Source organism: Campylobacter jejuni (assembly GCF_049221745.1).
Taxonomy (GTDB): Bacteria; Campylobacterota; Campylobacteria; order Campylobacterales; family Campylobacteraceae; genus Campylobacter_D; species Campylobacter_D jejuni_E.
On record NZ_JBMJAO010000013.1, the window covers coordinates 1 to 17,079 of the forward strand.

The window sequence follows — 17,079 nt, forward strand, 5'->3', positions numbered from 1 at the left end:
AAACTACTAAAGATAATGTTGAAATTGCTAATGAATCAGCTATTATTTCTAGTACAGTAAGTGATATAGCTAATAATATCTTAGAAGATGTTAAGAAGAAGAGGTTTTAATTAATCATTTATACCTAGTGAAAAACTAGGTATAAATTTTTTTCTTCAATTTAATTTTTTATCAAAGTTTCTAAAAAGTTTCCAAATATTTTTATACTTCCATTGCTTTAAATTTTAATACGGAGTAAGAACAAATTTTTAGCAAAGCAAAACTTATGATGAAAATAAAATCATCGATATGAATGTAGTTAAAATGCTCATTTGGTTTTTTAGGGATAATGATGATGGTATGGGTTTTTCTACTTTCAAAAAACAGAGCAATTTTAGCCGTTAATAATGAATATATAAATCTTGAAATCATATTTAATCATCATGGCAAAAATTTAAGCAAAGAAAAAAGACGATGATTTTACTTGGAAAATTTTTACTCTTGCTGGAAAACCTGATAGCTAACAAGACTTATATAAAGATTCAAATAATATTACAAGTGAAAATAAATTCAATTCTCCTGATGAACTTAAATTTGATAGAGATGGGAGATTTTGGATGCAAATAGATGGATCTTATTTTAATAAAGATGAATGCGAAGGCATGCGAAATAACTGTATGCTAGCAGTAAATCCAAAAACAGGGGAAATCAGATGCTCTTTTTAACAGGGTCTATTGCTTATGAATTAACAAGGATTGCTTTTAGTGAGGATTATACTACAATGTTTGTAGACATACAATATCCAAGAGAAGGTTTAAAAGGTAGTACTTTTCCTTATGGAAAAACGCCAAGATCTAATGTAATAATGATAAGAAAACTTAATGGTGGGGTGATTAGGAAACTAATTAAATTCCAAGCCTTAAGCTCGGAATTTAATTACTGTATTAGCAATTACCAGTTTTTAAATATTTTATAATAGCTTCGCTAGCACGATAGGCTAAAGCATTTAAGGTTAAGGTAGGGTTGTAGCCTGGATTATGTGGAAAATTTCCTGCACCTACGACAAAAAGATTATCAACATCCCAATGTTGTAAATAAGGATTAACTACACTTGTGCTTTTATCTGTACCCATTATAGTTCCGCCAGCAATATGGGTAGAAGTATACCAACCATTTGAAACTACTCCATAATCTCCTAATTTTGGCGAAGTGTAAATATTCTGTGCTCCCATTTCTTGCATGATGCTTTTTAGTTTCGGAAGCATAAAATTATAAAGATTTTTATCTTGTTTGGTAAAATTATAGGTTACGCGGATAAGTGGTAATCCATAAGCATCTTTATAAGTTGGATCAAGGGATAAATAATTACCTATATAAGGAATAGATGCACCCTGAGCTCCAATATAAGTAAATCGAGTATAATTATAAATAGAAGCTTTTTTAAATTCGGCCCCCCATGAAGGTGTACCTGGTTTAATTGGATTTGATGCTATAGGTCTTGATCCATTTTGGGAAATTCTAAAGCTTGCTCCATGAATAAAATCAAGTTTAGAATGATCGAAATTATCCCCATTAAAATCATCTATCCAATTGCAAAGTGCCCCAGCTCCAAGATAAGAATTAAATGGATCTTTGAAAAAACCATTAACACTAGGTGTGATTTGATAGCTATAATTTTTTCCTAAAGTTCCTTTGCCTGTTTTTGGATTATAAGTTTCGCCTATATTAGAAACCATTAAAAGTTTAGCATTGTTGAAGACATAAGAGCCTAGCATAACCACTTCTGCAGGCTGGATAAATTCTTCTAAAGTTAAAGTATTGATAAATTTTACTCCTGTAGCTTTACCATCTTTATGCAAAATTTCTAAAACATTAGCATGCGTTTTAATATCTAAGTTTTTAGTTGCTAAAGCTGAAGGTATGGTTATTACTATGGGAGAAGCTTTTGCGCCATATTCACAGCCAAAATGCTCACAAAAAGCACAATATTGACATGCTCCTAAACTTTGTTTATCAGGATTTGTATAAGTTTGAGATGAGTTTGAAGCAGGAACCATACATGGATGATATCCAAGTTTTTTGGTTGCTTCATCAAATTTTTTTAACATAGTTGTTTTTTCTAAAGGAGGATTTGGATAAGAATTTTTTCTTTTTCCTGAGAAAGGACTTTTATCTTCTCCAGAAACTCCCATCATTTTTTCAGCTTTGTCGTAGTAAGATTCTATTTCATCATAGTTTACACCCCAATCTTGAATAGTGTATTCTTTAGAAACTTTATTTTTGCCATATTTTTCTTCTGTTAAAGATTTTATTTGAAAGTCATAAGGTAGAAAACGATAACTCATACCATTCCAATGAACTCCTGCTCCACCAACATTATTACCAACATCAAAAGCATAATTTTTTCTCATTGGCAAAGCAATTTCATTATCATTATTCCTAACACATATACTTTCTTTACTTAAATCTTGTTTCATCGCAGCATTATTTACATATTTATACTCATCATGCGCACCTAAAAAATCCGAAGTATCTTGATGACCACCCCTTTCTAAGGCGACAACTTTAATCCCTGCTTTAGCACATTCATTTGCAACAATAGAAGAACTCCAACCTAAACCTATAACAACAACATCTGTTTTTTTAAGTATTTTTGCCATTTGTATCCCTTTAATGCGACATATCAGCTAAAGAAATAGGCTCTATCACTTCAAATTTATCTCCATCTAAAACTTGAGCAGCGTAAGTCATTTGAGCTCCCGGGAATTTTTTCATGCGCCAAGCTTGCATATTTGCATTGCCACCATAAATTGGATCAGCATAAACTCCTGCTATAGTCATGTTTCTTAACTCTGTAAAAAAATCGCTTGCTTTTATCTTATCTCCAAAAGAAACCTTTGTTTTATCTTGTTCAAAAGCTCTTAAGACTTCATCTTTTTGTTTCGCATTAAGTTCTATAAAGCTTTTTTTATAACGAAGTTTTGCTTCTTCATCTAAAGCATTTACCCCCATTTTAAAAAGTTCAGCTCTAGTTAAAGGATATTGATAACCTTGATTTTTCTTTCCTTGTATAAAAGGTCCAAAGCGATAATCTTTTGCTCCACTTCCGTAATTTCCTGCAAGTTCATTATCTATAAAAATAGCTACACCTAATTTTTTAGCACCTGGTCCTAAATTATCTTCGGGAAAAATTCTTTCTACTGTTTCACTTAGAATATCAAGTTGTGCAGAATTATTAAAAAAAATTCTAGCACGATAATTTTGAGTAGAATTCAAATTGTTTTGATTGTGCGTATGAGCAAAAACCATACTTGGTGCGCTAGCACCTACTAAAGCAAACAAAGATGAGGCTTTAAGAAAATTTCTGCGACTTTGTTTTTTGTCCATGTTTATTCCTTCCTTATTTTTTTAACATAAATAAGTTATAGCTTTTAATATAAAAGATATATTAATTTAAAAAATAATATTTTTATATTTTTTTAAATGTGTAATTATGTAACAAAATTAAATATAATTTAAATTATATTTAAGATATAAAACATTATGAAAAAATATTTTATATTTTTAAACAGTGTTGATATAAAGATTTAGGCTAGGAATAATCTAGCCTAGTAAGAAAAAATCAATGCAAGCTTTCTATATAAGCCATAGCACTTAATGCAGCTACAGCTCCATCTCCTGCAGCACAGATAACTTGTTTTGGAGCATCTTTTCTCAGATCTCCTGCGGCAAAAAGTCCACTAACACTAGTTTGCATTTTAAGATCGACACTTACTTGTCCGCCTTCTTCCATATCACATAAAAACTTGCCATTATCTTGTTTTAAAATTTCATTTCTTACATTAAGTCCGACAAAAGTAAAAATTCCTGGAACATTTAAATCTCTGATACTACCATCTTTTAATTTTATTTTTACCCCAGTAAGACCCATTTTATCACCATATACTTCATCAATACTAGCACTTGTAATGAGTTCTATTTTTTCATTTTTCTTAACTTTTTCTACTGTAGATGGAGCTGCTCTAAACTCATCTCTACGATGGATAAGATAAACCTTAGAACAAATGTTTGCTAGATATAAAGCTTCTTCTAAAGCTGTATCTCCACCACCTAAAACTGCAACTTCTTTATTTTTATAAAAAAATCCATCACAAGTTGCACAAGTACTCACTCCTTTTCCAAAAAATTCATCCTCGCCTTTAAAACCTGCTCTTTTTGGTGCTGAACCTGTGCAAACTATCACAGCTTTAGCAAGTTCTGTTTTACCCCCTTCTAATTTGATAGTAAAACTTCCATTACTATTTTTTAAAATTTGTTCTACTCCAATCATTTCATGCTTTAATCCAAAACGCATACATTGTTCATTCCAAGGAGCCATAAAAGAAATTCCATCCATAACTTGGGCTACACCCGGATAATTTTCTATTTCGGAACTTGAGGTAATTTGTCCTCCAGGCATACCTTTTTCAAACATTACTACATTCTTAAGACCACCTCTAGTTGCATAAAGTCCGGCACTAAGTCCAGCAGGACCTCCACCTATGATTGCTACATCTAACATTTATATTTCCTTTATTTTGAATTTTATTATTAAAATGATATAAAAATTATTCTTAATAGTAGTTAATAAAAATTATTATTTAGTATAAATTTGAAATTTTTAAGAAGAAGGCTAGTTATACTAGCCTTTAGTTTATAGTAAAGAGTTTAGCTTATCGCTAATTGCTTGTTTAGATTGTGCACCAACTAGTTGATCTACAACTTCACCATTTTTAAAGAAAATAAGCGTAGGAATAGAGCGAACACCAAATTCAGCTGCTAAATCACCTTGTTCATCTGTATTTACTTTACAAATTTTAGCTTTACCGTCAAAGTCATTTGCAAGTTCATCAATAACTGGAGCAAGCATTCTACAAGGTCCGCACCATGGAGCCCAAAAATCAACTAAAGCTACACCTTCTTTTGCTTGAGCAAAATTATCGCTTGTTAATTCAATATATTTTCCCATAATTTTTCCTTTCTTTAATTTTTGTCTAATTGTATTTTATTTTTTTAAATATCAGCTTAAAAACTTATATTTTCGCAAAATTGTATTACATCATTTTTAATGCAAATCAGATCAATCTGAAAATCCGATAAAATTCCATTTTTAAGATGATAAAATTCTATAGTTTTTAAAATTTTTTCAAGTTTTTTTCTATCCAAACGCTCGGAAACTTCATAATTATTTTGAGTAAATTTAACCTCTATAAAATGTAAAATTTCATCTTTTTTGGCTATTATATCGATTTCTCCAATTTAGAACGGAAATTTCTTTTTAAAATTTCAAAGCCCTGTTTTTTTAAAAATTTACAAGCCTTATCTTCACCTAAAATTCCATCTAAATAAGCTTTTACACCCATTATTCTATACGCATCATAAAAGGCTTGGTTTTTATAAAATCTTGTTTGCGTAAAATTTCAAGCAAATTTTGTATGCTTTTTTCATAAGTTAAATGTGTAGTAAAAAACAAAGTACTGTAATTTTCATCATTTTTTTTAGGTTTTTGTAAAAAACTATCGATAGAAATATTATTTTCACTCATCAATTGTGTGATTTTAGATAAAATTCCTATTTTATCTTCAACTTTCACCCTTAGATAATATTTTGTATAAATTTCATCTTTGCTTAAAAGCTCGTATTCTAAAGTATTCACAAAACCAAGCATTGGTGCTTTTACCTGATCTCTTGCTATATCCATAAGATCTGAAATCACAGCACTTGCAGTGGCTTCTCCTCCTGCTCCTGCTCCATAATACAAACTTTCACCTAATAAATCTCCATTAATGCTTATAGCATTCATCACTCCATCAACTTTTGCAAGCATTTTTTCTTTATCTATTATAGTAGGATGCACTCTTAATTCTACTTTATTTTCACGCACCTTAGCTATACCTAAAAGTTTTATGGTAAATTCAAACTCATTAGCAAAATACATATCTTCAGGCGCAATTTCGCTAATACCCTCGATCAAGATATCTTCAGGTTTAGCTTTAAGATTATAAGCGATACTTGATAAAACAAGCAGTTTATGTGCTGCATCTTGCCCTTCTATGTCAAAAGTTGGATCAGCTTCTGCATAACCTAAATTTTGAGCTATTTGTAAGGCTTGTTTAAAACTCATATTTTTTTGACTCATAGAACTTAAAATATAATTACTCGTACCATTTAAAATCCCTTTTATAGCCAAAATATTATTTGCACTTAAACCTTCTTTTAAAACCTTGATAATAGGAATTCCTCCAGCCACACTTGCTTCATAACCAAAAGCTAAATTTTTAGCTAAATTTTCAAGTTCATAACGATGATAAGCAAGCATAGCTTTATTTGCAGTAACAACAGCTTTTTTCTTTTTTAAAATTTCACTCACTATTTTAAAAGCTTCATCCACCCCACCCATTAATTCTACAAAAACATCTACATCAGCATTTAAAATTTCTTCAACACTATGAGTAATTGGAATTAAAGCATTTTTTTTAGGACTTCTAGCAAGAGCGATCACAGGAGTTATGCTTTGCCCACATCTTGCACGAATAAGTTTATCGTTTTCTAAAAGAAATTTAACCACAGCACTTCCAACAGTGCCATAACCAAGAATCGCTACTTTCATAACTTACTCTTTTAAATATTTTTTGATATTACGTGCAGCTTGGCGTATGCGATTTTCATTTTCAATTAAAGCAATTCTTACATACTCATCACCTGCTTCGCCAAAACCTACCCCAGGACTTACTGCAACACTAGCACGCTGTAAAAGTTGCTTTGAAAATTCTAAACTTTTTAAATGTCTTTTGCTTTCAGGGAGTTTTGCCCAAACAAACATACTTGCTCTTGGTTTTTGAAGTTTCCAGCCTGCATTTTCAAAAGCTTCAAGTAAAATGTGCATTCTTTTATCATAAGTTGCACGGATTTCATCCACACAAGTTTGATCTCCATCTAAAGCTATGGTAGCTGCTACTTGAATAGGTGTATACATACCATAATCAAACCAAGATTTTATTTTTTTAAGCGCACTGACTAAGCGTTTATTTCCTATTACAAAACCTACACGCCAGCCTGCCATATTGTAAGATTTTGAAAGAGTGTAAGTTTCTACCGCTACATCTTTTGCGCCTTCAATTTCCAAAATAGAAGGAGTTTTATAGTCATCATAAGTTAAATCTGCATAAGCAATATCTGAAATAATATAAAATCTTTCTTTTTTTGCCATTGCTATTAATCTTTCATAAAAACTTTTCTCACAAGTTACTGTTGTTGGATTATGTGGGAAATTAACAACGACATATTTTGGACGCGGGATGCTTTCATTTAAAGTTTTATGTAAATTTTCAAAAAATTGATTTTCATCAAGTTCAAATTTTTCATTATAAGCTAAAGGCATTTTTGCTACATTTCCACCTGCTATAATAAAAGCTTGAGTATGTATAGGATAAGCAGGAGTAGGTACTATAGCGACATCTCCAGGATTTATAATCGCTCTTGCAAGATTTACAAAACCTTCTTTTGAACCCATAGTAGCTACAACTTCATTTTCAGGATCTAGATTAACATTATATTTTCTTTTATACCAATTACAAATTGCTAAGCGAAGTTTATAAATCCCCATGGATGTAGAATATCCCGAGGTTTTATCCTTGTTAGCACTTTCGCAAAGTTTATCTATAATGTGTTGTGGAGTTTTACCATCGGGATTTCCCATTGAAAAGTCGATGATATCCTCTCCAGCACGTCTTGCTGCCATTTTTATCGCATTTACTTCTGTGAAAACATAATTTGGAAGTCTTTCTATGGTATTAAAACGGATTTCATCAAACATTTTTAATCCTTTATTTTTTAAGTGTGATTTTTAAACCCCTGCGTATATTATCTAAACTATACATATCGCTTATAATAGCATATATAGCACCATTTGGAATAAGTTCTGAAAAATGATTATTTTTATTTTCGCTTTTTACCGCTTTAATTAGATTTAGATTTTTATCTAAAAAGAAGATTTTAGGAAACCAATTGTCTAAATCATTTGCATCAATAATCAAATTTGTAGCATTTTTTAAATCAAGCACATAGTCTTTAAGGGGCTTTTCTAATGATTTTGGAGTATTTAAATTAACATTTGTATTGGTTTTTAATGCAGCATTGGAAAAATTTAAATCATATTCATAGTCATATGCCCCAATACGCTTAATATTATCTATATAGACAGAATTTTCTTTTAAGAGATTGTAAAGTGTTCCAGGATCTAAAACATATTGAGATTCTACTTGTATAGTATAATCAATATTTCCTTCTCTTAAAATCAAATCTATAGGGATAAAATATATATATCCAGCATCCGTTAAAACATCGGATAAAATTTTAAAAAACATAACTTCATCAGCTTTTGCTTTAAAATTTAGTCTTAGACTTTGAGGATTTGATAGAGTTAGGGCAATTAAAGAATTGGTTTTTAATATTTGAGATATTTTTGCAATATCACAATTTCCATTATTATCTATGTAAGAATTATTTGAAAATAATAATTCTAGTTGAGAATTTTTACTAGGATTGTTTACTAAATTTTTTGCTAATTCAAGACTTGATATTGCAAAAGATATATTAACCCAAAGAGTAAGAATAATAATTTGTTTTACCATTCTTTACCTTTATTTAATTTTATAAATTCAGCAGCTGAAATACTTGTAATTTTTCCATCTTTGATTAAAAAACGTTTTGAATTCCCTGCAGGAAATTTTTGTTCTTTATTTTCTTGATCAAACATTGTTAAAGCTGCAGCTCCAGTTAAAACCAGTTGATCTTTATCTAAAGAAATATTAAAATCTTTTTCTTTAACAAAGCTTGTTTTTTTAAGGCTTTTTAAATCTATCAAACCTATCCAAATCTTGGTAGAGGTTTTAAAATGTGCTTCTTTTAAAGAATCAGTTTTTGGTGTATTTGTGTCTTCTTGGATTCGGGTATTTTTTTCTTCATCGAGTAGGGTTGTGTTATTTTCACTGATATTGTTTTCTATGCTTATGTTTTTATCATTTTCTTGCAATGAGATGTTTTGGCTTGGTAAAACGCTCTCTGTTTGATTTGTTTCTTGTGCTTTATTATTGTCTATAACAACAACATTGTTTTCACCTAAAGATTTTAAATTTTCTTGTGCTTGTCCTATTATATCTATAACTGTTGCACTAGTATTATTTTGTTCATCTTTGAAAAAAGTTTTAAGTGTATCAAAATAATAAATTCCACTTCCTATAATCACTAAAATAATAAAAGTAACCAAAAAAGGCCAATTAGAAGAGGTTTTTGGGCTATAAGCATCTAGTTTAGGGGTTATCATTTTTGATTTTGTTTGTGGAGTAGGATTGTTTTCGTTAAGATAAGCTTCATACTCTTCGTTAAAATCACTAAAGTCAAGTTCATATTCTCTGCTCAAAATTTTAACAAAACCTTTAACATTAAAACGACTTAAAACAGTAAAATTCTTTTCTACTAAAGCTTCAAGAAAATCAAGTTCAATTTGCGTTTTTGCTGCAACTTCTTTTAAATTTAATTCTTGTATTTTTTTCCAATTAAGCATTTAACATCCTATCACAAAGTATTGCAAAAGCAGCGCTGACATTAAGACTATCAAAACTATTTTTCATCGCAATGCCCACGCATTCATCACATTTTTTTACAATTTTAGAGCTTAAACCAAAACCCTCGCTACCCAAAACTAAAACTTTTTTACCTTTACTTATTTTTACACTGTGAATTTCTTTTCCTGAGCCATCGCTCGCATAAAAATAAAAACCTACTTGTTTTAGTTCATTTATTACACTTAAAGCATCGTTACTTATCACAATAGGTAAATCAAGAGCCGCTCCGCTGCTTGTGCGAATTACTCCTTCCATGGCTAATTTTTCACCAATAAAAATTAAAGCCCCAACCCCTAAAGCATAAGCTGTACGTGTGATAGCCCCTATATTTCCTACATCACTAATTCCATAAAGCATAACAATAAAATCATTTTTTTTGATCTCATTTAAATTTGCAAAAGAGCTTTCTTTAATGTCTAGCAAAAAACCTTGATGATTTCCACCTTTCGCATAAGCTTGAGCAGTTTTAAAATCGAGTTTTTTGATTTTAAAACCTGATTTTGCGATTTTGGAAAAAGTAGCTTTGTCACATTCTTTTGCTAAATAAAGCTCATTAATACAGTCTTTATGATATTCTAAAATATAAAAAAATATTTGCTTCCCATAAACTATCATATTAAATTTTACCTAATCTTGACTTAAAAGCAGTTTTTGATAAATTTCTTTTGCATTTTTTCCATTGATCTTTGATAATAATTTTGCCTTTGCTTTTAAAGGCAGCTCTAAATCCATAATATCCTTTTCACAAAGAGTATTTTGCAAAAAATTTTGCTCTTTTGATTGCAGTACTACAACCCATTCGCCGTTTAAATTAGACTTTTTTAAAATTTTAAAAAGCTCTTTAGCATTGCCTTTAAATTTATTTTCAAATTTTTTACTAATTTCTTTAATTAAAAAAATTTCTCTTTGGCTGTCTAGAATCATAATTTGTTCTATCAAAGATAAAATACGCTTAGGGGATTCGTAAATAATACATGGATAAGGAAAGTTTAAAATTTTTTCTATATCTTTTTGTCTTTCTTTGCCTTTATTTGCTAAAAAACCGATAAAGATAAATTCTTTTTGACAAAATGCCGAGCTTACAAGAGCAACTAAGGCTGCATTTGCACCTGGTAAAATTTCATAGGCGATATTATTTTCTTGTGCAAATTCTACCAAAGCCTTGCCAGGATCACTAATCCCTGGCATTCCTGCATCGCTTAAATAAGCTACATTTTTTTCAAATATTTTTAAATCAATACTTGCTAAAACTTCTTTTTCATTATGGGAGTGTAAGGCTATAAATTTAGAAATATGTATATGAGTGTGAAATTTGGTATTTAATAGCGAAATCAAAGACTTACTTACTCTTGTATCTTCGCAAAACACAAGATCGCAAGTCTTTAAAAGTTCTAAGGCTCTAAAAGAAATATCGCTTAAATTTCCTATGGGGGTAGGAATAAAATAAAGCATAATTATTGCATTGCGTATTTTTTCTTAAATTTCTCTACACGACCTGCAGCATCTACGATTTTTTCACTACCTGTAAAAAAAGGATGGCAATTTGAACAAATATCTACTCTTAATTCTGCTTTGTTTGACTTTGTTGTAAAAGTATTTCCACAAGCACAACTTACTTTGCATTCTACATATTCTGGGTGAATTTCTTTTTTCATTAGTTTTCCTTAAAAATTATAACAATAAGCTGTGATTATAAATTATTTAACATAAAAAAGAGATTAATTTAAGAAAAGTTAAAGCAAAATTTTTGAAGCTATAGCTATAATAGCTGTTTGACTTTTTAGAATATTAGAGCTTTTAAGAGAGATTTTCCGGTTAAATAATAATCTCTCATCATTGTTAAATCCACCTTCAGGACCTATAAAGTATAATTCTTTTTCATCGAAATGACTTTGTTGTTCTCCTTGAAAATCAACCATAATTGCATTTGGAAATTTTTGAACAAATTCTTGAGTGCTTTGATGGATAATTAAATCCATTTTAGTATTTCTACCGCATTGTTCGCAAGAAGAAATAATGATTTTTTCAAATCTTTCTAAATCGATTTTAAAATTTCTTTGTGAAAAATTTGCAAAAACCAAATGTAGCTTTTTTACTCCAAGTTCATTTAAGAAAGGTAGAGTTTTTTCTAAAATTTTAATATCTATAATGGCTAAGGCTAAGTTTAATTCACTTTGTTTTATATTTTGTGATTTTTTGTTTAAAAATTTTAAAGTGCAAGAATTCCTTGTTAAATTTATGATTGTATAGTTGTAAAGAAAATTATCTTGTAAATTTCTAAGATTTAGTTCCGAATTTTCCTTTACTCTTCTTGCTTTTAAATGGTTAAAGTTTTCACCTTGAAGTTGTATAAACTCTTCTCCAGCTTGCTTGTTATACAAAAATTGCATTTTATAGATATCTTTCTATTAAAAAAGGCAAAAACAATAAAAAAATTTCAAAAGGTAAAATCAAACAACTAATCCATCTAAAAGTTGCATATTTTCTAAATCTTCTTGCTTTTTTAAAACAAACAAAGTGAAAAATTGCTAAGGCAAAAATTAAGATCCAAGAAAAAATCATTACCCAGTTATTGACATTCATTTGAAATTGTTTCATTGCTGATAACAAACAACCTGTAAAAATAATCAAAGCTAAAAATAAATAATAAATTGGTAAAAACAATCGTATTCTGCGAATAAAAATGAATTCGGTTTTAAAATTTCCTTGTGTTAGTATAAGATAAAAAAGCATTAAAAAACCACTCGCATAAAGACTATAAAGATGTAAAGCTAAAAAGAACTCATAACTTTGATCCATTATTTTCCTTTGTTTATAAAATCAGCTAAATTTTGAATTTGTTCATCACTTAAAAAACTATGGTTTTTATCTTTTATCGTTTTTATTTTTTGTATAAAAATTTTATTACCCAAGGTTTTAATGGCTGTGCTATTTTTAGGTTTTAATTCTCCTTTTTCTCCATGACAAGTGGCGCATTTTTGTTTATATAAAGAGTTGATAATAGTAGGATTGGCTTCATGTTCATCATCTGAACTTTGTGCTTCATCATCCACAGGTAAAGGTAGGTTGGAGTCGCTTAGTTCTGTTTTTTCATCGTTTTGTTCTATTTGGACTACTTCTTGATCTGTATTTTGAGTCTTGGAAATATTTTTTTCATCATTAGAACAGGCGGATAAAATTAATAAAAAACTTAAGGTAATTAAAAATAATTTAGCTTTTTGCATTAAATCTCCTTTGGATTTATAAAAATTTCTTCATTTTTTAATTTGTTATAAAAATCTATATCATTCCATTCTGCTTTAATACCATTGGAAAATTCTATGTCTTGAAGTAAAATTTTTGGCATTAGCTTACTATAGGCATCTTCTCTAAAACCTTGTGCATAGCCTGTTCTTGTTTCATGAACAATGATGCTTTGTAAAGTCACTCCTTGTTCTCCATTTATCATTTTTGTTTGTTTTAATAAAGCATCTATAAGTATAAAAAATACACGGCAAAAATTTTCTGCACTTACATTTACAGGCAAACAAATCCAGCGGCTTGAATATTTTTTCATTTCTTCTAAATATTTTGCATCATCATATTTAAAAAGGGTGATGGCATGATCAAAACTATCAATAATTTGACGTATATAGGTTTTTAAAAGTCCAAAATCATAAACCATACCGGCATTATCTAAATATTTGCTTTCAAGTAAAACTTCAACTTTGTAAGAATGTCCATGAATGCTACTTTTGCAACGCTTAGAAGAACAAAATCTAACAATATGTGCGTTTTCAAATTCAAATAATTTTCTTATAATCATATACCCTCTTTATCGTTCCAAAGACGAATATGAATTCTATCAGAATAATTATAACCATTCTTAATACAAAATTCAGCAATTTTTTTGGCATTTTTTTTAAGGTTTTGTTCATTTTCACCCATAGGCATACAAAAAATTTGATTTGGAGCTTCTTTTAAAATTTCATTAATTTCCAAAAATGAATTATCAAGGGTATTGGCATCTAAAACAAATTTATAAAAACTATCTTTTGCATAATTTTTAAATGCTTTTAAAGCTTTAAAATTTAATCGTTTATCTTTTTTTATCCCACTATTTTGGAGTTTAACGCTTAAAGCAAAAATACATTCTTTGTAAAAAGGATATTTGTCAAAATCAATTTCTATGCTTCCATTGCTTTCAAAGTGTATTTCAAATTTGTTTTTTAACAACATTTGAACAAAGTTTATAAATTCGGGATTTTCATAATGGATTAATGGCTCTCCACCTGTAATGACTATTATAGGATTAAAGTTTTGTTTCAATTTTATCACTCTTTTTAAAAGTTCACTAGCATTTAAAGTTTCATAATTCTCTTTAAAATCTTTTGTGAAAACAGCTCTTATTGTATCGCATCCTATGAGTATTTTATCGTTTTTTAGTATTTTTACATTAAAACCCAAACAGTTAAAATTACAACCAGCAAAACGTATAAAAATAGCTAACTTACCACTATATTTTCCTTCTCCTTGAATACTTAAAAAACTTTCAACAAGTTGCAAAATTAACCTCCAGTTTGATAAAAAGCACGAGATGAGGTTTCATTATCAACAACACTCCATTTATTTTTTTCTGGTTTATTTCTTAATACTTCTTGTAATATTTTTACAGCGGTTTTAATATCACCTTTTCGAACCGCTTCTTTTATGCTTAATGCTTCATCAAAATAGAGGCAAGGTATTAACAAGCCTTCAGCACTTAAGCGTATGCGATTGCAAGAATCGCAAAATTCATGGCTATGAGGATCTATAATTCCAAATTCATAATCATCTGCCTTGTAAATACTCACAGGTGCTTTTTCATCTTTTTTTATAAGTTGAATTTGATATTTTTGACTTAAAATCTGTATGATTTCGTCTCTTTTTAATCCTTGTAATTTACCATAAGCATGAGTATTTTCCATAAATTCTATAAAGCGAATTTGAGCTTTTTTTGATTTTGCAAATTCCAAAAGAGATATCAGTTCATCATCGTTTAAGTTTTTAAGAGCTACGGTATTAAGTTTTACTTTTAAATCCAGATTTAAAGCTTCGTCAATTCCAGATAAAACACTATCTAATATATCTTTTTGTGCAAGGATTTTTGCTTTTTTATGATCTAGAGTATCAAGTGAAATATTGAGTCGTTTAAGTCCAGCATTTTTTAGATCTTTAGCAAAGTCTTTTAGTAAAAATCCATTTGTAGTTATAGCAAGGTCAATATCGCTTTTATAATCGCTAATCATTTTTATAAAAACGCTTAAGTCTTTTCTTAATAAAGGTTCTCCACCTGTTATACGGATTTTTTCAATTCCTTCGTCTATAGCTGCTTTAACAAATAAAAAAAGTTCTTCGAAGCTTAATAAATTTTCTTTTGGTTGATAATCGAAAGGAATTTTTGGCATACAATAAAGGCAGCGAAAGTTACATCTTTGTGTAACTGAAATTCTAAGATAATTTATCTTTCTACCAAATTGATCTATAAGCATTTATTTTCCATTCTATTTTATTAATTTCTTAAATTTTAAGACAAGTTCTACATTTCCAGTGCCAATGCGTAAATCTTTAGCGATTTGTTCTATGCTTTTTCCTTCTTTGAAAAGATTTTCTATTTTTTGTTCTTCTGTATCGTAATTTGGCGTAAGTTTAGCCATGCTTTGTGCTTTTTGTTCCAAATTTAAAAGACGATTTTGTTGTTCATTTTGAAAATCTTCTATGATATGTTCCATAGTTTTTAGTGTTCTTAAAACAGGAGTGATTTTTGAACTGATTTGTTTATCAAGTTCAATCATAATTTCTTCTTTTAAAAGAGAGATTTTATAGTCTTCATCCTCTTCATTATCATCTTTAACTCCTAATTCTTTACGAAAATAATGAAGTTTTTTGGTAATATCTTCTATCACATTTTGAAGTTTTGCTATTTTTGCGTTATTTTCTCTTTCTTTGATATTCATATAGGCTAGCATTGCAATTAAAAGCACAATTATAAAAACTAAATAAAGTACATCATCACTCATTCTTGGCCTTTCTTATTTCTTATCATATTTCTTTGAATTTCAACAACAAAAGCATCAAAAGCTATTTTATCTTCAGGCTTAATTTTGATAATTTTTGCCAATGTTTGGCTTTGAGCCTTGATAAAAATAGCTATTTTTTGATTATTTAAATCAAATCTTAAATAATATTCTTTATTTTCCTCTAAAATATTATCTAAAAAATTTAGATATTCAAAATTTAAAGATTCTATCACCCCTTTTTGTTTAAGTGGTATAAGTTCTTTATTTTTATCTAAAGAATTTTCAAGCCTTAAAATATCTTCTTTCAAACTTAAAAGAAGATTAAAAATAATTTTTTCACTTTCATCAAAGTCAATACGTAAAGCAAGTTTTTTCCATTTTAAAATTTGAGAAATTGCTCCAAGTTTTAGGTATTCTCCAAGAAAACGGTTATTTTCTATTTCGCAACATTCTAAATTAGCTTCAAATCCTGCTTTAAAAAGTGTTAATTCCATAATAAATCAATCCAAATAAAAATAAAAAAGATAATACTTAAATAACCATTTAGAGTAAAAAATGCTCTATCAATATGAGCAAAATTCTTATGAACAATTTTATGCTCAAAGGCTAAAATAATACCGCTTATAATTACCCCAATAAGTGCTATTTTTCCAAGTGCTACACCCCAAACTTCCCACACAAAAAGAAGCCAAAATAATACTGCTAAAATATGACAAAAGGCTGATATAAACAAAGTAACTTTAGATCCAAATTTAGCAGGGATAGAATGAAGCCCTACTTTTTTATCATATTCCATATCTTGTAAAGAATAAAGCAAATCAAACCCTGCCGTCCAAAAAGTTACACCTAAACATAAAATAACGCTATAAATGTGAATTTCACCCATAACTATGACACTCCCTGCAATAGGTGCAAGTCCTAAACAAAATCCCAAAACCAAATGTGCTAAGGAACTAAAGCGTTTAAAAGTTGAATAAATAGCTAATACAAAAAGCACAGGAAAGGAAAGATAAAAAGCCAAAGTATTAATTAAATAAGAACACGATATAAAAACTATCGCATTAATAATAATAAAGATCCATACGCTTTTTCTACCTATTTTTCCACTGACATTAGGGCGATTGGCACAACGAGGATTATCTTTATCTATATCTTCGTCAATTAAACGATTTGTAGCCATGGCAAAATTTCTTGCACTCACTGCGCAAATAATACCTAAAATCAATGCTTTAAAACCAAACCAAGCAGTGTCATTTGCAAGTTTTGATGCTACAATCATAGAGGAAAATAAAAAAGGTAAAGCAAAAATAGAATGCTTAAATACTACAAGCTCTAAAATATCTTTAAATTTTACCCAGAATGTCTTCATTTTTCTACTTTAAAATATTTTTTGCTAT

Annotated in this window: 21 protein-coding genes and 3 pseudogenes; 2 read left to right on the plus strand and 22 right to left on the minus strand. The window is 29.1% G+C overall.

Annotated features, from left to right (window positions below; all coding sequences use genetic code 11):
• Nucleotides 1-110 (plus strand): annotated as a pseudogene (locus ACOTU8_RS08070) (methyl-accepting chemotaxis protein); the annotation flags it as partial.
• A 91-nt stretch (nt 111-201) separates the two neighbouring features.
• Here ACOTU8_RS08070 and ACOTU8_RS08075 read toward each other — a convergent pair.
• The gene (locus ACOTU8_RS08075; protein ID WP_422342462.1) at nt 202-411 is read right to left on the minus strand and encodes a hypothetical protein; all 210 of its coding nucleotides are present in this window, start codon (nt 409-411) and stop codon (nt 202-204) included.
• Nucleotides 412-446: 35 nt separating this feature from the next.
• Here ACOTU8_RS08075 and ACOTU8_RS08080 point away from each other — a divergent pair.
• A pseudogene (locus ACOTU8_RS08080) lies at nt 447-874 on the plus strand (alkaline phosphatase PhoX); the annotation flags it as partial.
• Nucleotides 875-923: 49 nt separating this feature from the next.
• On the opposite strand, the gene ACOTU8_RS08085 reads toward ACOTU8_RS08080, so the two are convergent.
• The 21 genes and pseudogenes from ACOTU8_RS08085 to mqnP form a co-directional block, all read right to left on the minus strand.
• Complete coding sequence (locus tag ACOTU8_RS08085; RefSeq protein WP_422342463.1) at nt 924-2,639, minus strand: GMC family oxidoreductase; 1,716 nt, start codon at nt 2,637-2,639, stop codon at nt 924-926.
• A gap of 10 nt (nt 2,640-2,649) precedes the next feature.
• Entirely contained in the window at nt 2,650-3,366 is a 717-nt protein-coding gene (locus tag ACOTU8_RS08090) for a gluconate 2-dehydrogenase subunit 3 family protein (protein ID WP_422342464.1), read from the minus strand.
• Between the two features lie 235 nt (nt 3,367-3,601).
• A complete protein-coding gene (trxB, locus tag ACOTU8_RS08095; protein ID WP_422342465.1) occupies nt 3,602-4,540 on the minus strand; it encodes a thioredoxin-disulfide reductase in 939 nt (312 codons plus the stop codon).
• A 132-nt stretch (nt 4,541-4,672) separates the two neighbouring features.
• A complete protein-coding gene (trxA, locus tag ACOTU8_RS08100) occupies nt 4,673-4,987 on the minus strand; it encodes a thioredoxin (protein ID WP_002778629.1) in 315 nt (104 codons plus the stop codon).
• A 56-nt stretch (nt 4,988-5,043) separates the two neighbouring features.
• Nucleotides 5,044-5,381: pseudogene (locus ACOTU8_RS08105) on the minus strand (YraN family protein).
• Nucleotides 5,381-6,628 carry a homoserine dehydrogenase gene (gene hom / locus ACOTU8_RS08110; protein ID WP_422342466.1) on the minus strand — a complete coding sequence of 416 codons (1,248 nt, stop codon included), beginning with the start codon at nt 6,626-6,628 and terminating at the stop codon, nt 5,381-5,383. Before hom ends, ACOTU8_RS08105 begins: the two are co-directional and overlap by 1 nt.
• 3 nt (nt 6,629-6,631) lie before the next feature.
• Nucleotides 6,632-7,834, minus strand: coding sequence for an LL-diaminopimelate aminotransferase (locus tag ACOTU8_RS08115; protein ID WP_422342467.1), 1,203 nt, complete (start codon nt 7,832-7,834; stop codon nt 6,632-6,634).
• Nucleotides 7,835-7,844: 10 nt separating this feature from the next.
• Nucleotides 7,845-8,651 (minus strand): hypothetical protein, encoded by an 807-nt coding sequence (locus ACOTU8_RS08120; RefSeq protein ID WP_002933333.1) that lies wholly within the window; start codon nt 8,649-8,651, stop codon nt 7,845-7,847.
• Nucleotides 8,645-9,583, minus strand: coding sequence for a hypothetical protein (locus ACOTU8_RS08125; protein WP_422342468.1), 939 nt, complete (start codon nt 9,581-9,583; stop codon nt 8,645-8,647). Before ACOTU8_RS08125 ends, ACOTU8_RS08120 begins: the two co-directional genes overlap by 7 nt.
• Nucleotides 9,576-10,259, minus strand: coding sequence for a 23S rRNA (guanosine(2251)-2'-O)-methyltransferase RlmB (gene rlmB, locus ACOTU8_RS08130; RefSeq protein ID WP_422342469.1), 684 nt, complete (start codon nt 10,257-10,259; stop codon nt 9,576-9,578). The genes ACOTU8_RS08125 and rlmB overlap by 8 nt, the downstream gene beginning before the upstream one ends.
• Before the next feature lie 12 nt (nt 10,260-10,271).
• A complete protein-coding gene (gene rsmI / locus ACOTU8_RS08135) occupies nt 10,272-11,096 on the minus strand; it encodes a 16S rRNA (cytidine(1402)-2'-O)-methyltransferase (protein WP_422342470.1) in 825 nt (274 codons plus the stop codon).
• 2 nt (nt 11,097-11,098) lie between these two features.
• The gene (gene rpmE, locus ACOTU8_RS08140) at nt 11,099-11,299 is read right to left on the minus strand and encodes a 50S ribosomal protein L31 (protein WP_002851603.1); all 201 of its coding nucleotides are present in this window, start codon (nt 11,297-11,299) and stop codon (nt 11,099-11,101) included.
• Between the two features lie 78 nt (nt 11,300-11,377).
• Nucleotides 11,378-12,034: a 16S rRNA (uracil(1498)-N(3))-methyltransferase gene (locus tag ACOTU8_RS08145; RefSeq protein ID WP_422342471.1), complete on the minus strand. Its 657-nt coding sequence runs from the start codon at nt 12,032-12,034 to the stop codon at nt 11,378-11,380.
• A gap of 1 nt (nt 12,035) precedes the next feature.
• A complete protein-coding gene (locus ACOTU8_RS08150; RefSeq protein ID WP_422342472.1) occupies nt 12,036-12,443 on the minus strand; it encodes a hypothetical protein in 408 nt (135 codons plus the stop codon).
• The gene (locus ACOTU8_RS08155; protein ID WP_422342473.1) at nt 12,443-12,868 is read right to left on the minus strand and encodes a c-type cytochrome; all 426 of its coding nucleotides are present in this window, start codon (nt 12,866-12,868) and stop codon (nt 12,443-12,445) included. Before ACOTU8_RS08155 ends, ACOTU8_RS08150 begins: the two co-directional genes overlap by 1 nt.
• Nucleotides 12,868-13,449, minus strand: a complete 582-nt coding sequence (locus ACOTU8_RS08160) for a 6-pyruvoyl trahydropterin synthase family protein (RefSeq protein WP_002862369.1) — start codon at nt 13,447-13,449, stop codon at nt 12,868-12,870. Before ACOTU8_RS08160 ends, ACOTU8_RS08155 begins: the two co-directional genes overlap by 1 nt.
• Complete coding sequence (locus ACOTU8_RS08165) at nt 13,446-14,189, minus strand: 7-carboxy-7-deazaguanine synthase QueE (RefSeq protein WP_422342474.1); 744 nt, start codon at nt 14,187-14,189, stop codon at nt 13,446-13,448. Before ACOTU8_RS08165 ends, ACOTU8_RS08160 begins: the two co-directional genes overlap by 4 nt.
• A gap of 2 nt (nt 14,190-14,191) precedes the next feature.
• Complete coding sequence (gene moaA / locus ACOTU8_RS08170) at nt 14,192-15,154, minus strand: GTP 3',8-cyclase MoaA (RefSeq protein WP_422342475.1); 963 nt, start codon at nt 15,152-15,154, stop codon at nt 14,192-14,194.
• Between the two features lie 12 nt (nt 15,155-15,166).
• Entirely contained in the window at nt 15,167-15,682 is a 516-nt protein-coding gene (locus ACOTU8_RS08175) for a DUF6115 domain-containing protein (RefSeq protein ID WP_422342476.1), read from the minus strand.
• The gene (locus tag ACOTU8_RS08180; protein WP_422342477.1) at nt 15,679-16,176 is read right to left on the minus strand and encodes a hypothetical protein; all 498 of its coding nucleotides are present in this window, start codon (nt 16,174-16,176) and stop codon (nt 15,679-15,681) included. The genes ACOTU8_RS08175 and ACOTU8_RS08180 overlap by 4 nt, the downstream gene beginning before the upstream one ends.
• Nucleotides 16,167-17,051, minus strand: a complete 885-nt coding sequence (gene mqnP, locus ACOTU8_RS08185; RefSeq protein WP_422342478.1) for a menaquinone biosynthesis prenyltransferase MqnP — start codon at nt 17,049-17,051, stop codon at nt 16,167-16,169. The genes ACOTU8_RS08180 and mqnP overlap by 10 nt, the downstream gene beginning before the upstream one ends.
• Between the last annotated feature and the right edge of the window lie 28 nt (nt 17,052-17,079).